Consider the following 18,326-nt stretch of genomic DNA (forward strand, 5'->3'; position numbering starts at 1 on the left):
TTTTTAAAACAATGCGCGTACACCAATATTAAAACTCTGTCCTAATCCGTTATTTGTTCCTCTTACAAAATTACTATAAAGCGCTTCTAAGTTTAATGTTTTAGTTATTTGATATTTTCCACCAAAACCTAAAGCAGTATAATCTTGTGTAAAATCTCCAAAACGTTCTGAATGCTGAACAAAACCTAAAACAGTTGATTTATTCGTTGGGAAATAACTCATAAAAATACTTGGTACAAATAAGTAAGTGTTGTTTGCGTAACTTTTAGTATCTCCAAAACTATACTCTGTATTAAGTTCTGTGAAAAGCTGCCATTTATCTCCTTCAAAAGTATAATCATAGAAAAAACGATTTTGAAAAATCCACGAAGATTGATCTAAATAAACACCATTTGCATCTTGCTCAACAGCAACTAAAGGGATGTGAACTGCTGATTGAACAGAAAAATTTCCTATACTTTTAAATGGTTGAAATTTAACTGCTGGTGCTATAGAAGTAATCCCTTTTCTTTCTGTTATTCCGTTTTCTAAACTAAAAACAGACAAGGCTTGTCTGCCTCCAATTGTATTGGATCTAAATTCTGCTAAAAAACCAACATTAAAACGGTTGTTGTTTGAAACTCCTGTAAAAACTTCAACAGACGAAGTAAAAAAGTTTTCTCTTAATTTTGATTTTGAACTTCCATTCTCATCAGCAAATTTTGTTTCCGTATATAAGTTATTCCCCCATTTAATATCCCATTGCCCTTTATTTAACAATTTTGATGGTGTATACGTTTGAATATTACTCTTCTCATTTTCTTTATCTTGAGAAACTCCTTGCGCAATGCTAAACAACACAACTGCAACAAAATATATCATTTTATTCTTCATCCTTCTTATTTTATAATTAAATATAAAGACGATTTATTTTACCACTACTTACGATTTTACACTATTTAAAATGATTCTAAATTTATTTGTATTATTAAGTTCTTAACTTTAACAACGACCTAACTGCAAATCAACTTTTATGGAACACGTTGTTATTATTGGTAATGGAATTTCTGGTGTTACGGCTGCAAGGCATATCAGAAAATTATCTGATAAAAAAATTACTATTATTTCTTTTGAAACCGACTACTTTTTTTCAAGAACAGCTTTAATGTATGTATACATGGGGCATATGAAGTTTGCACACACACAACCTTATGAGTCTTGGTTTTGGAAAAAAAACCGAATAGACCTTAAAAAAGGTTTTGTTGCTAATATAAATTCATCAGATAAAAAATTAGATTTCAGCAATGGAGAAACTTTATCTTATGATAAATTGATTATAGCAACAGGTTCTAAACCCAATAAATTTGGTTGGCCAGGTCAAGATTTAAAAGGCGTTATGGGAATGTACCATAAACAAGATTTAGAAAATCTAGAAAAATATGCTCCTGATAATAAAACTTGTAAAAGAGCTGTAATTGTTGGTGGTGGATTAATAGGCATAGAGTTAGCAGAAATGTTAAGAAGTCGAAAAATTCCTGTTACTTTTTTAGTCCGTGAAACTAGTTTTTGGAATGGTGTTTTGCCTGCGCAAGAATCTGTGATGATTAATGAGCACATAAAAGAGCACCATATAGATTTACGTTTAAATACTAATTTAAAAGAAATTAAGTCTGATGAAAACGGAAACGTAAAATCTATTATCATTGAAGAAACTGGTGAAGAAATTTTTTGTGATATCGTTGGTTTAACGGCTGGTGTTACGCCAAATATCAATTTTATAAAAAATTCTGGAATTGATACAAATCGCGGAGTTTTAGTGAATCGTTTTTTAGAGACGAATATAAAAGATGTTTATTCAATTGGCGATTGCGCAGAACAACATGAAGCTATTGGTCAGCGCAGAAACATAGAAGCAGTTTGGTACACAGGAAGAATGATGGGAGAAACTGTTGCACAAACTATTTGTGATAATAAAACAGCTTACAAACCTGGGCATTGGTTTAACTCTGCAAAATTTTTAGATATCGAATACCAAACCTATGGTTGGGTTTTTAGTGAACGAAGTAAAAAAGAGAACGAAACTTATTTTCAGTGGCAGCATCCAAAAGAGAACAAATGTATTACCATTTCTTTTGATAAAAACACACAGTTATTCTTAGGGATAAATACTTTTGGTATTAGAATGCGTCATGAAATTTTTGATAAATGGTTAACGGAAAAAAGAGCTATCAAGCACGTACTAGAATATTTAGCTGATGCCAATTTCGACCCTGAATTTTACAATTTATATGAACATGAAATTGTAACTAAGTTTAACTTAGAAAACAACACTAATATTCAATCAAAAAAGAGAAGTTGGAAAAGAATATTTAGTCGCTAACTGATGTTTAACGTCTAGCTATTTTTTGAATTAAAAACTATAATACCTTATCATTATTTTGAAACATCTAAAACAAACAGGATTAATTATCTTTTTAGTAGGATTAACCTTCTTTATAGCAACTATTTTCACGGGATCTTTCAGCTTAAAACAAGCGGCATTAGATACTTTTTTAAAAGAACAAAATTATAAAAGTACTATCATAAAAGGCGAGTTAGAGAAAGCCGTTGTAACTTCAGAAAATTTAAACATTTTCAAATTTTCGAATCGCGTTATAAAAGCATACAAGAATTCTAATGATTATTATGATAATCTTATAACCAAGTATGATGCTGAAAAAAACTGGGACAAAAAAGGAAAACAATTTCAATATAAAATCTTTGGAAAACCACATAGCTTAAGTTTTGCACTTGCTAAAAAAGCTGGTAAAGGATTTGCCATTGAAAACACAGGTTTAGCATGGTTTTTAACTTTTGGCTTAGGTATTCTTGGTGCATTACTATTTATTGTTCCTGATGTTATTTTATTAGGAAAACCAGGTATAAAAAATGATGGAATATTTTTAAACGCAGCTACTAATCGTGGTTGGATTGGTTGGTTTGCTTTTATCTTTTTAGTTACTTTTTATATACTCCTTTATTTTTATCCAGATTTTATTGTAAACTGGGTGTATTTGGTCGATCCGATTAGCAAATTTATTAGCGGTAATCCGGCAAGTCAATGGTTTCTATATGGTTTTTTATATTGTGTAGTTATGACTGTTATGGCGGTAAGAATGTATATAAAATATCGTCATAATAAGTATCAAGTTTTAAGAACTACTTCTGTTTTATTCTTTCAAATTGTGTTTGCTTTTTTAATTCCAGAAATTTTAGTGCGTTTCGAAAAACCTTGGTATGATTTTAAAAATGCATTTCCTTTAGATTATGATTTCTTTTTTAAATGGAATTTAGATGAATTGTTAGCTAGTGGTGGTTTTGGATTATTTATTTTAGTTTGGGGTGTTGTTTTAACAATCGTAGTTGTACCAGTAATGGTTTATTTCTTCGGAAAAAGATGGTATTGCTCTTGGGTTTGTGGTTGTGGTGGTTTAGCTGAAACCTTAGGAGATCCTTACAGACAAAATTCCAGTAAAACATTACTTTCTTGGAGAGTAGAGCGTATTGTAATTCACTCTGTACTTGTTTTTGTTTTAGTAATGACAGGTTTTGCCTTATACACCTTCTTTTATGGTGCGGATCAAGTTTTAGGTATTAAAACACAAACAATTCAAGATATTTATGGTTTTCTTATAGGTTCTATTTTCGCTGGAGTTATTGGAACAGGATTTTATCCGATTTTTGGTAACAGAGTTTGGTGTCGTTTCGGTTGTCCGCTTGCAGCATATTTAGGTTTCATACAACGTTTTAAATCTCGATTCAGAATTACCACAAACGGTGGTCAATGTATTTCTTGCGGAAACTGTTCTACTTATTGTGAACAAGGAATTGATGTAAGAGCTTACGCTCAAAAGGGAGAGAACATTGTACGTTCTAGCTGTGTAGGTTGCGGAATTTGTTCTGCTGTTTGTCCTAGAGGTGTTTTAAAATTAGAAAACGGACCAGAAGAAGGAAGAATAAATCCTACAGAAATATTATTAGGAAATGATGTTGATTTAATGGAATTAGTGAATGAAAAATAAACTATTTCTTCTCTGTTTTTTTATATCAATTGTCGTTTTTTCACAGAAAACATATCAAAAAAAATATTTTGATAACGGTAATTTAAAAGAAGAGGGCTGGATAAAAAACTCCTTTAAAACTAACTATTGGAAGTTTTATTATAAAAACGGACACTTAAAGAAAGAAGGGAATTTTAAAGAGAATCGCTCCACAAAATATTGGTATTTTTACCGCAAGAATGGAACGCTAGAAAAAGAAGGTCATTTTGTTCTCGGTAAAAAAAGTAAATGGTGGTTATTTTATGATATTGATGGATTTATAAATCACAAATGTCAATTAAAAGACAATCAGAAAAACGGATATTGTTTACGCTACAATCAACAAGAATTGGTAAAAGCAGAAAAATATCAACAAGGAAAAAAAATAAAAGAATGGACAGATTTAGCTTCTTTTAAAAAAGAAAATAATTTGTTCGATTTAAGATAAATGAATCAATCAATTAAAGTTATTATCCCTGCTTATAACGAGCAAGATTCTATCGCCAGTGTTATCAACGATATTCCATCAATTGTAGATGAAATAATTGTTATCAGCAACAATTCTACAGATGCTACAGAACTGAATGCTAAGAATGCAGGTGCTACCGTTTTAAAAGAAACCAGAAAAGGATACGGCTATGCGTGCCTAAAAGGGATGGATTATATTGCTAAACAAAAAAACAAACCCGATATTATTGTTTTTTTAGATGGTGATTATTCTGATTATCCTGAGCAATTAACCGAACTTGTTCATCCTATTATAAACGATAATATCGATTTTGTAATCGGATCTCGTGTAAAAGAATTAAGAGAAAATGGTGCCATGACACCGCAACAAATATTTGGTAACTGGTTGGCTACTTTCTTAATGTCTTTGTTTTTTGGCGCAAAATTTACCGACTTAGGGCCATTTAGAGCTATTAAATATGATAAATTATTAGCTTTAAACATGAAAGATAAAACCTATGGATGGACGGTAGAAATGCAATTAAAAGCATTAAAACAAAAATTTACCTATACTGAAATTCCTATGAGATACAGAAACAGAATTGGTGTTTCAAAAGTTTCAGGGACTGTAAAAGGTAGTATATTAGCGGGCGTTAAAATATTAAGTTGGATATTTAAATACAGTTTTAAATAATGATAGTAGAGTATATTATAATAGTGGTTTATGCTATTTCGTTGATTTTAATTTTTATGTATGCTTTGGCACAATTAAACTTATTGTTTAATTACCTAAAGGCGCAAAAAAAAGAAGATAACTCTCCTAAATTCGATTTCTCTAAACCAGCAGAAATTCCTTTTGTAACTATTCAATTGCCTGTTTTTAACGAATTATATGTAATGGAACGTTTGTTAACCAACATTGCAAAAATTAAATATCCGAATGATAAATTAGAAATTCAGGTTTTAGATGATTCTACAGATGAATCAGTAATTTCCACTGCAAAACATATTGCTCAACTTCAAAAAACAGGATTAGACATTGTACACATCCGAAGAGAAAATCGTCAAGGATTTAAAGCTGGAGCTTTAAAAGAAGGATTAGCTATTGCTAAAGGAGAATTCATAGTTATTTTTGATGCTGATTTTTTACCACAAGAAGATTGGTTAGAAAAAACGATTCCATATTTTAAAAACCCTAAAATTGGCGTTGTACAAACACGTTGGGGGCATATTAATAGAAATTACTCAACCTTAACTAAAATTCAAGCATTTGCCTTAGATGCTCATTTTTCTTTAGAACAAGTTGGAAGAAATAGTAAAGGTCATTTCATTAACTTTAACGGAACAGCAGGTGCATGGCGTAAAGAATGTATTATAGATGCCGGAAACTGGGAAGGAGATACTTTAACCGAAGATATTGATTTAAGTTATAGAGCACAGCTTAAAAACTGGAAGTTTAAATATTTAGAAGATGTTGAAACTCCTGCAGAATTGCCTGTTGTGATAAGTGCTGCACGAACCCAACAATTTCGTTGGAATAAAGGTGGTGCTGAGAATTTTCAGAAAATGGGGAAGCGGATCATTACAAATAAAAACGTTTCTGCAAAAACTAAAATTCACGGACTTTTACACCTATTAAACAGCTCTATGTTTACTTGTATTTTTTTAGTTGCTGTTTTAAGTATTCCGATGTTGTACATCAAAAATGAATACGCCCATTTAAGACCTTTTTTTTATGTAATGAGCTTTTTCGTTTTAAGCTCTATCATATTTTTTATCTGTTATTGGTTTATGTATAAAAAAAATAATGGCGGAGGATTTAAAAATTTCATTAAATACATAGGTGCTTTCTTTACTTTTTTCACCATTGTAATGGGCTTTTCTTTACACAATACCATTGCTGTTTTAGAAGGTCATTTTGGCAAGAAAAGTGAATTTGTTCGTACGCCAAAGTTTAATATAAAAAGCCTTAAAGACGGTTGGAAAAACAATAAATATGTGAGAACAAAAGTTTCTTTAAATGTTATTATTGAAGGGTTCTTAACTTTATATTTTATTTTCGGAATGTACAGTGCTTTCGTTGTTGGTAAGCAAGATGGAGATTTCGGATTATTTCCTTTTCACTTGATGTTAACAATCGGATTTGGATACGTTTTCTTTAAATCACTTTTTTCTAAAGCCTAATGTTTTATTGGAAAAAATACAGTTCGTTACTACTAACTTTTATTGGTAGTGTTCTTTATTTTTGCTTTGCTTATTTTTTAGACAGAACTGAATTTTCGAATTTACTTTTTTTGTGGTTTTCTTTATTTCTGATCACTTACTTTTTATGGAAAAGCAATAAAAATAATTTTATACTTTTAGCTAGTCTTTCAATTTTGTTTCGATTGATTTTTCTTGTTGCAACTCCAAATTTATCACAAGATTTTTATAGATTTATTTGGGATGGTAGAATGGTTTTAGAAGGCTTAAATCCGTATTTATCATTACCTAAAACATTTATAGAGCAACAAACATACCCTGTAAACCAAGCTATTGATTTATACAAAGGAATGGGTGCAATGAACGGAAGTCATTACACCAATTATCCTCCTATAAATCAGTTCTGTTTTTTAATTGCTGCCATTTTTGCAAACAAAAGTATTTTAGGTAGTGTACTTGTAATGCGTATAATTATAATTTTTGCTGATGTAGGAATTCTTTACTTCGGAAAAAAATTACTCGAAAAACTTAATTTACCAGTTCAAAATATCTTTTTGTATGCTTTAAATCCGTTTATAATAATCGAGATGACTGGTAACCTACATTTCGAACCTGTAATGTTATTCTTTTTAGTGTGGAGTTTATATAAACTACTACAACGAAAATGGATTTGGGCAGCACTACTATTAGCTTGTTCTGTATCTGTAAAATTAGTTCCTTTACTATTTTTACCATTATTTTTGCAATGGTTTATAAGACCTTTACAAACAAATAACAAAAAAATTATTACATGGATTGGGTTTAAGTTTCGTCCAAAAGAATTATTCAAATTAATCAGTTTTTATCTGGTAGTTATAATAGTTACACTTTTATTATTTCTTCCTTTTTACTCACCAGAATTAATTACTAACTATTCTAATTCTGTAGGATTATGGTTTCGAAATTTTGAATTTAACGCTAGTTTTTATTATGTTGCTCGAGAAATTGGTTATTTATTTAGAGGCTATAATGAAATTGCTGTAATCGGTAAAATAATGCCGTTTTTAACCATTTTATTTTTAATTGCTATCACTTTTATCAGAAGTAACAAATCGTTTACACAATTACTAACAGCCATGCTCTTTGGCTTATCATTTTATTATTTTACGACAACAACAATGCATCCTTGGTATATTGCTACACTTTTAATTTTATCACTATTTACAAAATATCGATTCCCTGTAATTTGGAGTATCGTAATTATTTTTAGTTATCAAGCATACGCAAATCAACCTTGGAAAGAAAACCTTTGGTTTGTTGCTTTAGAATATGTAATCGTTTACGGTTTTTTAATTTGGGAGCTGTTCATAAAAAACCCACTTAATAAAAATCAAGTGGGAAAAATTGCTATGAAAAAGAATGTGGTCTTGCAACCACTTCTCAAATATAGAGAAGTTACTTCTTAAAAACAAATTAATCTTTTAAAAGAAACAAGGGTTAGCTACATTTTTACTACTTTATTATTTTCTAACCTGTATTTTTGGTTGCTTTCAACACATATAGCCTCACCAATTTCATTAAAATTTAATCGATGACCATATTCACTAACCCAACCTATTTGCTTGGATGGATTACCAACAACTAATGCATAAGGAAACACTTCTTTGGTTACTACTGCTCCTGCACCTACAAAGGCATACTCTCCAATATCATTACCACAAACTATGGTGGCGTTTGCACCAATACTAGCGCCTTTTCTAACAACGGTTTTCAAATACTGATCTTGTCTCTTTATAGCGCTTCTAGGGTTTATTACATTTGTAAAAACCATTGATGAGCCTAAAAAAACATCATCTTCGCAAATAACGCCTGTATAAATAGATACGTTATTTTGAACTTTTACATTATTCCCTAAAATTACTTCTGGAGAAACCACAACATTTTGGCCAATATTACAATAGTCCCCAATATTGCAATTAGGCATTATATGGCTAAAGTGCCAAATTTTGGTTCCTGCACCTATTTTACTGTTATTATCTATTACTGCTGTTTCGTGTGCAAAATAAGGTTTCGTTGTGTTCATAAAACAAAAATAAAAAACTCAACTTAAATAGTTGAGTTTTTAAATTTATTCTACATTAAAAGTAATTGGCAAAGTATATTTTACTTTTACAGTTTTATCATTTTGCTTACCTGGTGTAAATTTTGGAATTTTATTTACTACTTTGTTTGTTTCTTTTTCTAATCGTTTATGTGGTGCTCTAATTTTTATATCAGACACAACTCCAGATTTGTCAATTATAAATTGAGTGAAAATTTTATATTTTCCAGATCTTAATCCTAAATCTTGCGCTATTTCTCCATTAAAATAACGTTGAACGTGTTGTTTAATTTTACGTTCAAAACATTTCCTATTCTCTACTTCAGATAATCCTTCACATCCTTTAAAAACAGGTGCAGTTTGAACACTATTGATAGACATCGTGTTTTCTACCGGCTTATCTATCACTTTTTTTGTTATTGGTTCACTAACAATTATTTTGTTTTCTTCTGCTGGTTTAACTACTATTTCAATTGCTATATCTGTGTTTTTTACAATTTTTGGAAGTGCAATTGCTTTTAAAACTTGTTTTTTAGTTACTGTTTTTACTTTTTTTTCTACCTTTTTCACTACAATAGGGTGTGAAAATGTAAAAACAGTTTCCACCGAATTATTATATGGAATAGATATATCTCCTATTTTTTTTTCTGTTTCATGTTCTAAGGAAACAAAAACAATAAATAAGGTAAGTACTAAACCTAGCTGTGTAAAAATTGATGAAAATTTTTCTAATTGTTTTCTTGGATTTTTCTTTTGAGCTTTCATAGTTATTAAGATTTAAGTTAATACTATGTTAAAACCAAGAAGTGTGCCAATAAAAAAAGCAATCCAAAATGGATTGCTTTTTTAAAATATATTTTTATATAAAATTACTCTACATTAAAAGTAATAGGTAATGTATATCCTACTCTTACTGCTCTACCTCTTTGTCTACCTGGTTTCATTTTAGGTATTTTTTTAGCTACACGAATAGCTTCTTTTTTTAATCTTGGGTGAGGAGCTCTTGCATTTACACTTATAATAGAACCATCTTTATCAATTTTAAATTGAACATAGATTCTCTTTTTACCTGGTGCTAAACCTAACTCGTTTGCCAAATCAGAATCAAAATAACGCTGAACGTGCTTTTGTAACTTTTTATTTAAACAAGCTTTCTTTTGTGATTTTGTTCCTGTACATCCTGGAAAAATAGGCACTTCTTCAATAATAGCGAAAGGTACATCTTCATTAAAAACTTCTTCTTCTACAGCTTCTTCAATATCTTCAACTTCAACAGCTTCAGATTCATCAGTTTCAGTAGATTCAATAATAGTTTCCTCTACTTCTTTTTCATCCTCTACAACTTCAATTTTTTCAGGTGCTGGTGGTGGTGGTGTATTTGGTTTTGGCTTTGGTGGCTCAATTTGAAGCTCGATAGTTTCTTCTTCAATTTCTGAAGCCATGTTAGCCATTCCTAAATCTCCATACTCCTTATCGTATGTCTTATTTTCAATTGCAATATACGTTACAAATAAAGCTAAAACCAAACCTAACTGCATAAACAGTTTACTATAGTTCTCTAAGTTTGACTTTGGATTTTTCTTAATTTCCATCCTAAATATTTTTTAATAGTTCGCTAATTTAATTAAATTATTTTAACTTTTACAAGCTAATTCTTTAAATAGTTACATTTTTCTTAAAAAAAGAAAGTAAATAATGTAAGCTATTAAAATACCCGTCGTGTTTGCTACAATATCTAAAACATCACCTGATCGGTAGGATGTTATTGTAACTTGAAGAGCTTCAATAATTATGCCGTAAAAAAAGCAACAAAAAACAATAAGAAATTCATTGATCTTTGTTTTTTTTAAAGCCAACAACCAAATTAAATTTAAAACAAAATAAGCAAAGACATGCTCGTATTTATCTAAATTATTTAGTTGAATTGGTTGTTTTCCTATTTTTACTAAGCTTAAAATAGCAATACTAATGGTAATAAGTATTGCTATTCCTTTTAAATTACGCTTTAATAAGTTCTTGATATCCTTCAGCACTTAATAAATCTGCTATTTGTGAATCATCTGATAGCTTAATTTTTATCATCCAACCTTTTCCGTAAGGATCAGAATTTACCAGTTCTGGTTCGTCTTCTAACGCTTCATTAAAAGCAATTACTTCTCCTGATAAAGGCATAAAAAGATCTGATACCGTTTTTACTGCTTCTACTGAACCAAAAACTTCTTCAATATCTAAAGTTTCATCTAAAGTATCAACATCTACATACACGATATCACCTAATTCTCCTTGTGCAAAAGCGGTAATACCAATGGTAGCTACACCTTCTTCTATCTTAACCCATTCGTGGTCTTTTGTATATTTTAATTCTGATGGAATGTTCATTGTACTATTTTTATTGTGTTTATTTTAATTTCCTAAATTGTATATTATATTGATTCCGGCATTGATAGATTGTCTCGGAAACGTAGTTGACACCGCATATTGAAACGTTTGATGGTTATAATAAAACGACGCTGTTAAATTACTACTTAAATTATAATCTGCTATAAATTTTAATCCAAATAAATTTTCCCCTCCTGTTATCTGACTATTTTCTTTATCAACACTTCGTATTAAAGTCAAATTATCTCTTAATGAAATATCTGCTCTTAAATTAATGTCTCCTTTTAACGTTTCTTTTTTACCAGTAAATCGGGTTACAAATTTAACATCTCTAATTTTATATCCAAATCCAACAACATATTCTGTTCCTTTAATGTCTGTTAACGTATTATTATTAAAATTTAACGTTAAACTTCTATCTCTTCTTACTTCTCCTTTAAATGAAAATGAATTTTTCATTCTAAAGTCAACTTTTATCAATGGTGAAAATTCATCAATTAAAGTTGCCGACGAAAGTAATAGTTCTGGCTGATAATTACCAGAAGTATTTGTATTTGTTGTAGGTGTTGTTGAATCGTATTGTAAATTATTAGTGTAATTTCCTATCGTATAAGACGATTTGTACCCGTGAGACAATGTAAAAGAAGAAAATGTCTTCTTAAACCATTTATTTTTCATGAACCCATTAAAACGCAATGTCCAGTTAGGGATTGGAATATTTTTAAAAATATTGGTACTTACCGAACTTGCACTATTACCCGAATACGCAGCAATAAATGCTGGCAACATTGCTTGTTGTCCGCTTTCTTTAAATCCACCGACAGGTTGGTTTGTCGTTGCCAATCTATTAGCTATTATGCTTCTATTAGCTAAAAACGTTTCATATAATTCTTCACTATCTGTAAAAGCAGTACCTAACATAAAGTGACTGATACTATAATTACCTGTTTCAAAGGCTTTAATATTCGGATCTTGTTCAAAACCTCCATTTCCATCTGAAATAACATCTAATTGTTGATTTAGATTACTTGTTTTAATGCGGGTTCCTATTAAACCAATTGTTAAGGTTTTAAAAGGTTTTACAGAAATATTATAATCTAATTTTTTATATTTTGTTTTACCGTAATTCTTACTATAATAAGGTTGATTATCGTCTGTTTGACTTGTTCTTGTTACCAACCATCCGTTTTCAATAGCTCTATTTAAAATATCTGTTTGGCTACCAAATACAAATCCTAAAGTTGGTGCCGAACCTCCTCCGTAATTATTTCTCCCTAAGAAACCTACTGATGGTTTATATCCTTGTAACAACGTTCCGTTATTTTCAGTATAACTAATTTTAGCTCTTTTTACTGATGTTAATACGTCGTACATTCCTTTCATCACTTTATGACCAAAAGAAGCATTTCTTTTTAATTTTGCTTTTTGTTTTGATGCTTTCGCTCCTAAAGTGGCTGCTCCTTTTTTCGTAACTTTCTTTTTAGTTCCTTTTAACAACAACTTATCTAGTTTTAACGTTTTGTAAAAACGTCCAAAATCTATATTTGCATTAAGATTATGTGTGTTTGCATTCTGTATCATATTACCAACAACATCTACATAACTTATGTTTTGTCCGTTTGGTAATTCCAAGCTACTTTGTGAACTAGCTTTCCAATCAAAATCAGCATTATATCCATAATCCGCACTTAAAAAGCTTAAATATGGCAACTTGCTAAGAGGTAATTTATAAGTTGCATTTAATTTTTGATGATAATTATCGGGTCTACCAATCGTAAAAAATTGATCGTATATTTCTAAATCTTCATCATTTCCAAAACTATCATATATATGATTATTTGTAGCATTGAAATTTAACTGCAATGATTTTGTTAAGTCGAAACCAATCGTATAGTCCCAATTAAACATAAATCTACGTTGAATTAATTCTGGCTGAGCTGTTAACCCTTCAATTAAGTTTCTTGATTGTTGCGAATTATAATTTCTATTAATTCTAGAATTAAGTGCAATCGTTTTTGGTACCGGGTTAAAATTAAGATCTTTTATAAATCGTAAGTATTTACTACTAAAAGTTTTCGATTTTTTAAAAGGTTCGATAACAAAAGGCTTAAAGTTAAAATTATAACTCGCCCCTGCCATTACATTCTTATTTTCAAACTTTTCAATATTATAATCTTTATGAAATTCTTCATTATGCGCATACGAAACTGATAAATTTTCTACATCGTAAAATTTCGGTTTCTTCTTGCTTTCAGGATTCTTATTCTTTTTTACATTGATAAAACTAATGCTTTTTCTACGTGTATAATCTTGTGCGTTTTTACTATTCGGGTTTTTACCTAAGGCATCTTCTAATGCGACATCCTGAAACTGAGGGTCATATTTAGGATCTCTAAATTCCTCACCATAAGTATAACTCATCGGCACTTGCATGCTCCATTTTTTAGGCATCATTTTACCTAACTGAACATTAGTTGCAACGCTATATTGTTTAATTTCTTCTATACTTCTTTGCTGTACTCTATCTTCAACATTACCAAAACCAATGGTAGACATTCTTCCTGCTAAAGAAAGATCCATAACATCTGCTAAATTTGCATCTGCATTTACTACAGCTGCCCAACCGCCTTTATTATCAAAACCTACGGCGCGTAACTCATTAAACCAAATTTCTGCTGTTTTATCTGAATTCGATACGTTTTTCATTCCTAACATTACAGTTCTTACTTGCGCTAATGTAGGATTTCCTTTTACTGATATTTTTAATCCATTAGAACTTGTTGCTGAAAAAATATCAGTAATATTTGTTCCGGCACCCGTTGGTCTTTCAATTTTTAAATTTGCTAATTCTTGTAACGGAACCTCTAAATTATTTGCTTCTGGCCAAACATCTAATGAAGTAGCTCTTGATGTTGATAAAATTAACGGTTTTTCAATTTCGTAATAATTATCATTTAAATCTGTTCCAAAACGAATAACAGCTACCATGTCTCCATCTTGGGTACTTGCTGTCGTTGGCTTTTCTGCATGTAAAAACATACGTAGTTTTTTATACCTACGCATATCAATATTTATATTTTTAAAAATAGTTCGCGCTTCATCAGCAGGTAAATCTGTAGCTTTTAAAGTAACAGACTGTTCATTTTGTCGCTGAATTCTGTTTGTTCCCTGTAATTGTTCTCGTTGAATACCTGGAGGCAGTTTGTAAATTTCTTGATTTTGCTCAATACTAACCACACCTACTTCAAAATTATTAAGCTGTGTATTGTCTAAACTTACAGGCACTCCTGTTTGTGGTAACGTTTTTGTATACCTACGCCAATCTCCTCTTACCAATTCTAATTCTCCGAATCTTAAAACAACTGGCATTTTAAATTGCGAAAGAAACATTCTTATAAAACGGATGCTATTAAAATCGGTAATTCCGTTAATTCTCTGAGCATCAACAACATTTCTTACCGGAATTCTAAATTGATACCAAGTTGTATTTCTAGATGTTCCGTTTGCTAACGTAATTGGCTCACTTTTTACATCTATAATATGATTCTGCCCTAACTGTAAATCGTTTTTATTTAATGAAACCTCGTATTCAAAATAACTACTTACGGGATTCATTGTTTGATCTTTATTAATATCTTCTACATCGGGGTATGTTGTTGATGAAGTAGGATAAGATTCGTTTGATTGACTTGCTGTTGGTGAGTTTCCTTGCGTACCGTTAAAGTTTTTATATCTTGATAAAACCGACGGATTTGAATTTTCTAAAGCGCCTCCTCTAAAATACTGAAAGTTATCTCCTGCCGGATCATCTAAAGATGCAAACGCCGGAAATTTTATTTTTTCATCTTCATCCGTCAATCCATCTAAACCAATATCTTGATTTATTCTAGCGCCAGGACTTGAATCAAAAGCATATAAAATTGATGGATTTATTGGTGTATTACCCCAAGCGGTTTCATTTACATTTGTTCCGTCTATTTTATTTCCATCAATAGGTAAACCATTTTCATACTGTTTTCTACCATCCTTTAAAATATCTTCAGATATATTTCCTAAGTTAATAAATAACTTACCTACTTGGTTACTTAAATCTTGAGGATTTACTCCTGCTGATAATCCTTCTGCTTGTGTGATTGAGTAATTTTCATAAGGATCCATCAACCAAAATTGAATATACTCTACATTGGCTTGTTCAAAATTATTAGTTGTTAATGGTCGCATAATTCCTCCCCAACGTTCTTCTGGAGTTACTGAACTTCCGTTTGGATTATAATTATAAGGTCCTCTTTCCGATGGATAATATGCTAAATCTAAAGTACGTACTAAATTTTGCTGTGTAATATCTAAATCGGTATTTGGAAATAATTCATTGTAACGTATTTGACGAACTTCATTTCTTGACAACTCATTTTCATCAATATTACTAGGTCTATTTCCACTACCATAAAATAATTGATCTACATTATACCATGCTATTTTTCCTCTCGAAAAATTATATGATAAAGGATCTGGATTATTATTTACAATAACATCATTATAATTATCCGGTGTACTTGCTAAAAACCATTGTTGTGGTGAACTTAGGTTTATTGGAATTTGAGAAGCTTCAAAATCATCTAAATATGAAGTTGCGGTACCATCAACATTAATTCCGCTTGGCGATCCTGGTAATAAATATGCCATATCAGCTCTTACAGATACATTAGATGGAGCGTCAGTTTCTACAAAAGGTAATTTATTGGCTAATTTTGTTAAATAAGGAACCTCAGCTGAGTAATCTAGATTTAAACCTAACATTACATTATCAATAGGTTCTCCGCCAAAATTCACTTTTGGTGTAATTGGTTTTTCACTTACGTTTAAATAAGTTCCTCCTAAAGTAAATTTATCAGAAAAACGATGTTCTACATCAATACCTATAAACGTTTTTCTCTGTTGACTAAACAAGTTATTACTCTCTGTAGTTGCGCTAATTGGCACGCCAGAAGCCTCTAATCCTGGGTCTAAAATCTGTACACGTCCTAACTGGTAATCTACCACATAATCAATACCTTCTACCAACTGCCTTCCTCCAGCAGTTACTCGTACCGAACCTCTTGGTATATTAAACCCTCCTAAAGAAATACCTCTGCTTGTTTCTGATTTAAAATATCCCTTTAAAAAGAATTTATCTTTATTCTGATATTCATTTTTTGCCTGAATTTTAGTGGTTAAATACAGTTCTTCAAAAAGGTATTTATCTTGATCTGAAGGATCGGTAAGTTCATCTCTTAAATCAACTCCAAAAGGTTCTGGTTCTGGAAACAACACATAACCTCTTTCAGAATTCACTGTAATTCCGTCTACATAATCGAAAAAACCATCACCGTTTGGCACTGTATATTGACTTTGATCGAGTTTATCTAAATTTAAAATACGCAATAACGGCTTGTCTGTTATTCCTGGTGTTAAGGCTTTTTGTAAGGTATTCTGTAACGTTCCTGTTTCATCGTCACGGTACAATAATTCAAAACGAAACCCCTCACGTTGTAAAGGAAAAGCGCCTAAGGCATATACGTTCTTCATCATTAAACGCCATGTAGGAAACGCTTCTGCTGGTGTACCAGAAGTACCTCCCGTTCCTGGGCGTACTGTATTTAAAATTTCACTACGTAATAACTTTACTACCAAATTATCTGGAGCAACTACACCATCATTAGAAAATTCACCTACTTTAAATACTGATTCTCCATTAGATGCTCCAACGACTGTATACTCGTAAGCAACTGCTAAAACTTCTCCGTCATTTAATCTTCTATTTAAAGAGATAAATCCTAATTGTGGGTGCACTCTAAACTCATTTGATTGTAGTTTTCGTGCATTTTGCAAGTATGAATAGTTAAACCCCTGACGTGCTTGTGTAACAATACTTCCAATCGCATTATCCACCGAAGCAACATCTCTAATACCACCTGTAGTTGTAGTTAATAATGAGCTTAAATTGTTAACGCCGTTATATGGTAATATTTTAGAATTTACTGAAATTGCTCCAGGTATTGTAGTAATATCTGTAGGATCAACCTTGTTTGCATCTTTAGATTCTCCTAAATCGGCAAGTCCTACAATACTACGATAATCTGTTACATTTTGAGTTCTATTGGTAATCCAAACCTCTACTCTTGTTATATTGATTGGGCTGTTTACCAAAGGATAATTATCTAATGCTTTTTTATAGTTTTCTCTAAAGTATTGTCCTAAAAAAAAGTGACGATCGTTATCATAATCAGAAGCACGGAATTCAAATTGTTCTATCGTTGCTCCTCCTTCTGAAATAACTGTTTTAGATTGTGAGTTTTGTTGTGAAAATGCAGCCGTTATATATGTTTTACCAAACTGTAATTCCGTTTTTATACCAAATAACGTTTGTGCCCCATTTATCAATGAGTTTTTAATTGGCATACTAATATTACCCGCTTCAATATTTCTTATAATATCATCTTCGGTGGGCGTATATTCTAATTTGATAATATTCTGAAAATCGAAAGTAGATTGCGTGTCGTAATTTGCCGTTACCTTTAATCGTTTACCTACTTTTGCTTGTAAGCTTGTACTTATTTGCTGATCGAAATCAAACGTAAAACTACTTTGATTTTCTATAGATATCTGAGGGTTTTCATTTTTTTGATAAATCCCTCCAAGCTTTATATTTACCTGACCAGTAGGGTTTACATCAACTTCATTTCCACCAAAAACAGATTCAAAAAACTTAGAGTTTACATAATATTTTGGAAGTAAATTTTTTCTAGCACTTTTATTTCCCTTTTTCTTAGAGTTTGTTGCATCAATTTTTTCTTTAAAATAATCTTTTACATCATTTTTTAATCGATACTTATTATACTCCTCAGGAGTCATAAAAATAGGGGTACCAATATAGTAATCACCAATTTTCTCTACCAACACAAACTTGTTTATCGTTTTATCATATCTTATGATTTTTTCCGTTGGATTATTTAAGAAAAGACTCCCTTTTTGATTGCTATTAAAATTATACTTTAAAGGTATAATAGTATCTTTCTTAACAGTATTTCCGTTATTATTAGAAGTACTTTGCGAAAACGAAACAACACTTACCAGTAAAGTAAGTGTTGTAAGTAATGTATTGATAATTGTTTTTTTCAACC

General features: G+C 30.8%; 13 protein-coding genes. 6 read left to right on the plus strand and 7 right to left on the minus strand.

Annotated elements, in window-relative coordinates:
- Positions 1-3: 3 nt before the first annotated feature.
- Complete coding sequence (locus tag PG912_RS12500) at positions 4-873, minus strand: transporter family protein (RefSeq protein ID WP_275687791.1); 870 nt, start codon at positions 871-873, stop codon at positions 4-6.
- Positions 874-1,012: 139 nt separating this feature from the next.
- Here PG912_RS12500 and PG912_RS12505 point away from each other — a divergent pair, with 139 nt between their 5' ends.
- Genes PG912_RS12505 through PG912_RS12530 form a run of 6 tightly spaced genes read left to right on the plus strand, consistent with a single transcriptional unit; the run spans position 1,013 to position 8,152 of the window.
- Positions 1,013-2,359: an NAD(P)/FAD-dependent oxidoreductase gene (locus tag PG912_RS12505; RefSeq protein WP_275687792.1), complete on the plus strand. Its 1,347-nt coding sequence runs from the start codon at positions 1,013-1,015 to the stop codon at positions 2,357-2,359.
- Between the two features lie 58 nt (positions 2,360-2,417).
- Entirely contained in the window at positions 2,418-4,040 is a 1,623-nt protein-coding gene (locus PG912_RS12510) for a 4Fe-4S binding protein (RefSeq protein WP_275687793.1), read from the plus strand.
- Positions 4,030-4,506 carry a toxin-antitoxin system YwqK family antitoxin gene (locus PG912_RS12515; RefSeq protein WP_260587143.1) on the plus strand — a complete coding sequence of 159 codons (477 nt, stop codon included), beginning with the start codon at positions 4,030-4,032 and terminating at the stop codon, positions 4,504-4,506. Before PG912_RS12510 ends, PG912_RS12515 begins: the two co-directional genes overlap by 11 nt.
- The gene (locus PG912_RS12520; protein WP_275687794.1) at positions 4,507-5,199 is read left to right on the plus strand and encodes a glycosyltransferase family 2 protein; all 693 of its coding nucleotides are present in this window, start codon (positions 4,507-4,509) and stop codon (positions 5,197-5,199) included.
- Positions 5,199-6,689 (plus strand): cellulose synthase family protein, encoded by a 1,491-nt coding sequence (locus PG912_RS12525; protein WP_275687795.1) that lies wholly within the window; start codon positions 5,199-5,201, stop codon positions 6,687-6,689. Before PG912_RS12520 ends, PG912_RS12525 begins: the two co-directional genes overlap by 1 nt.
- Entirely contained in the window at positions 6,689-8,152 is a 1,464-nt protein-coding gene (locus tag PG912_RS12530) for a mannosyltransferase (RefSeq protein ID WP_275687796.1), read from the plus strand. The genes PG912_RS12525 and PG912_RS12530 overlap by 1 nt, the downstream gene beginning before the upstream one ends.
- Positions 8,153-8,187: 35 nt before the next feature.
- Here PG912_RS12530 and PG912_RS12535 read toward each other — a convergent pair whose 3' ends face one another.
- The 6 genes from PG912_RS12535 to sov form a co-directional block, all read right to left on the minus strand.
- Positions 8,188-8,769, minus strand: coding sequence for an acyltransferase (locus PG912_RS12535; RefSeq protein WP_275687797.1), 582 nt, complete (start codon positions 8,767-8,769; stop codon positions 8,188-8,190).
- A gap of 45 nt (positions 8,770-8,814) precedes the next feature.
- The gene (locus PG912_RS12540; protein ID WP_275687798.1) at positions 8,815-9,552 is read right to left on the minus strand and encodes an energy transducer TonB; all 738 of its coding nucleotides are present in this window, start codon (positions 9,550-9,552) and stop codon (positions 8,815-8,817) included.
- Positions 9,553-9,656: 104 nt separating this feature from the next.
- Positions 9,657-10,379: an energy transducer TonB gene (locus PG912_RS12545; RefSeq protein WP_275687799.1), complete on the minus strand. Its 723-nt coding sequence runs from the start codon at positions 10,377-10,379 to the stop codon at positions 9,657-9,659.
- Positions 10,380-10,451: 72 nt separating this feature from the next.
- A complete protein-coding gene (locus PG912_RS12550; protein WP_260587150.1) occupies positions 10,452-10,820 on the minus strand; it encodes a VanZ family protein in 369 nt (122 codons plus the stop codon).
- Complete coding sequence (gcvH, locus tag PG912_RS12555; RefSeq protein WP_260587151.1) at positions 10,786-11,166, minus strand: glycine cleavage system protein GcvH; 381 nt, start codon at positions 11,164-11,166, stop codon at positions 10,786-10,788. Before gcvH ends, PG912_RS12550 begins: the two co-directional genes overlap by 35 nt.
- Before the next feature lie 24 nt (positions 11,167-11,190).
- Positions 11,191-18,324, minus strand: coding sequence for a T9SS outer membrane translocon Sov/SprA (sov, locus tag PG912_RS12560; RefSeq protein ID WP_275687800.1), 7,134 nt, complete (start codon positions 18,322-18,324; stop codon positions 11,191-11,193).
- Positions 18,325-18,326 lie beyond the last annotated feature (2 nt).

Source organism: Tenacibaculum retecalamus, from assembly GCF_027941755.1.
GTDB classification, from domain to species: Bacteria; Bacteroidota; Bacteroidia; order Flavobacteriales; family Flavobacteriaceae; genus Polaribacter; species Polaribacter haliotis_B.

Coding starts and splice junctions, on each gene's coding strand:
- PG912_RS12500 (WP_275687791.1), bottom strand. CDS start 873: ATGAAGAATAAAATGATATATTTTGTTGCAGTTGTGTTGTTTAGCATT.
- PG912_RS12505 (WP_275687792.1), top strand. CDS start 1,013: ATGGAACACGTTGTTATTATTGGTAATGGAATTTCTGGTGTTACGGCT.
- PG912_RS12515 (WP_260587143.1), top strand. CDS start 4,030: ATGAAAAATAAACTATTTCTTCTCTGTTTTTTTATATCAATTGTCGTT.
- PG912_RS12520 (WP_275687794.1), top strand. CDS start 4,507: ATGAATCAATCAATTAAAGTTATTATCCCTGCTTATAACGAGCAAGAT.
- PG912_RS12525 (WP_275687795.1), top strand. CDS start 5,199: ATGATAGTAGAGTATATTATAATAGTGGTTTATGCTATTTCGTTGATT.
- PG912_RS12530 (WP_275687796.1), top strand. CDS start 6,689: ATGTTTTATTGGAAAAAATACAGTTCGTTACTACTAACTTTTATTGGT.
- PG912_RS12535 (WP_275687797.1), bottom strand. CDS start 8,769: ATGAACACAACGAAACCTTATTTTGCACACGAAACAGCAGTAATAGAT.
- PG912_RS12540 (WP_275687798.1), bottom strand. CDS start 9,552: ATGAAAGCTCAAAAGAAAAATCCAAGAAAACAATTAGAAAAATTTTCA.
- PG912_RS12545 (WP_275687799.1), bottom strand. CDS start 10,379: ATGGAAATTAAGAAAAATCCAAAGTCAAACTTAGAGAACTATAGTAAA.
- gcvH (WP_260587151.1), bottom strand. CDS start 11,166: ATGAACATTCCATCAGAATTAAAATATACAAAAGACCACGAATGGGTT.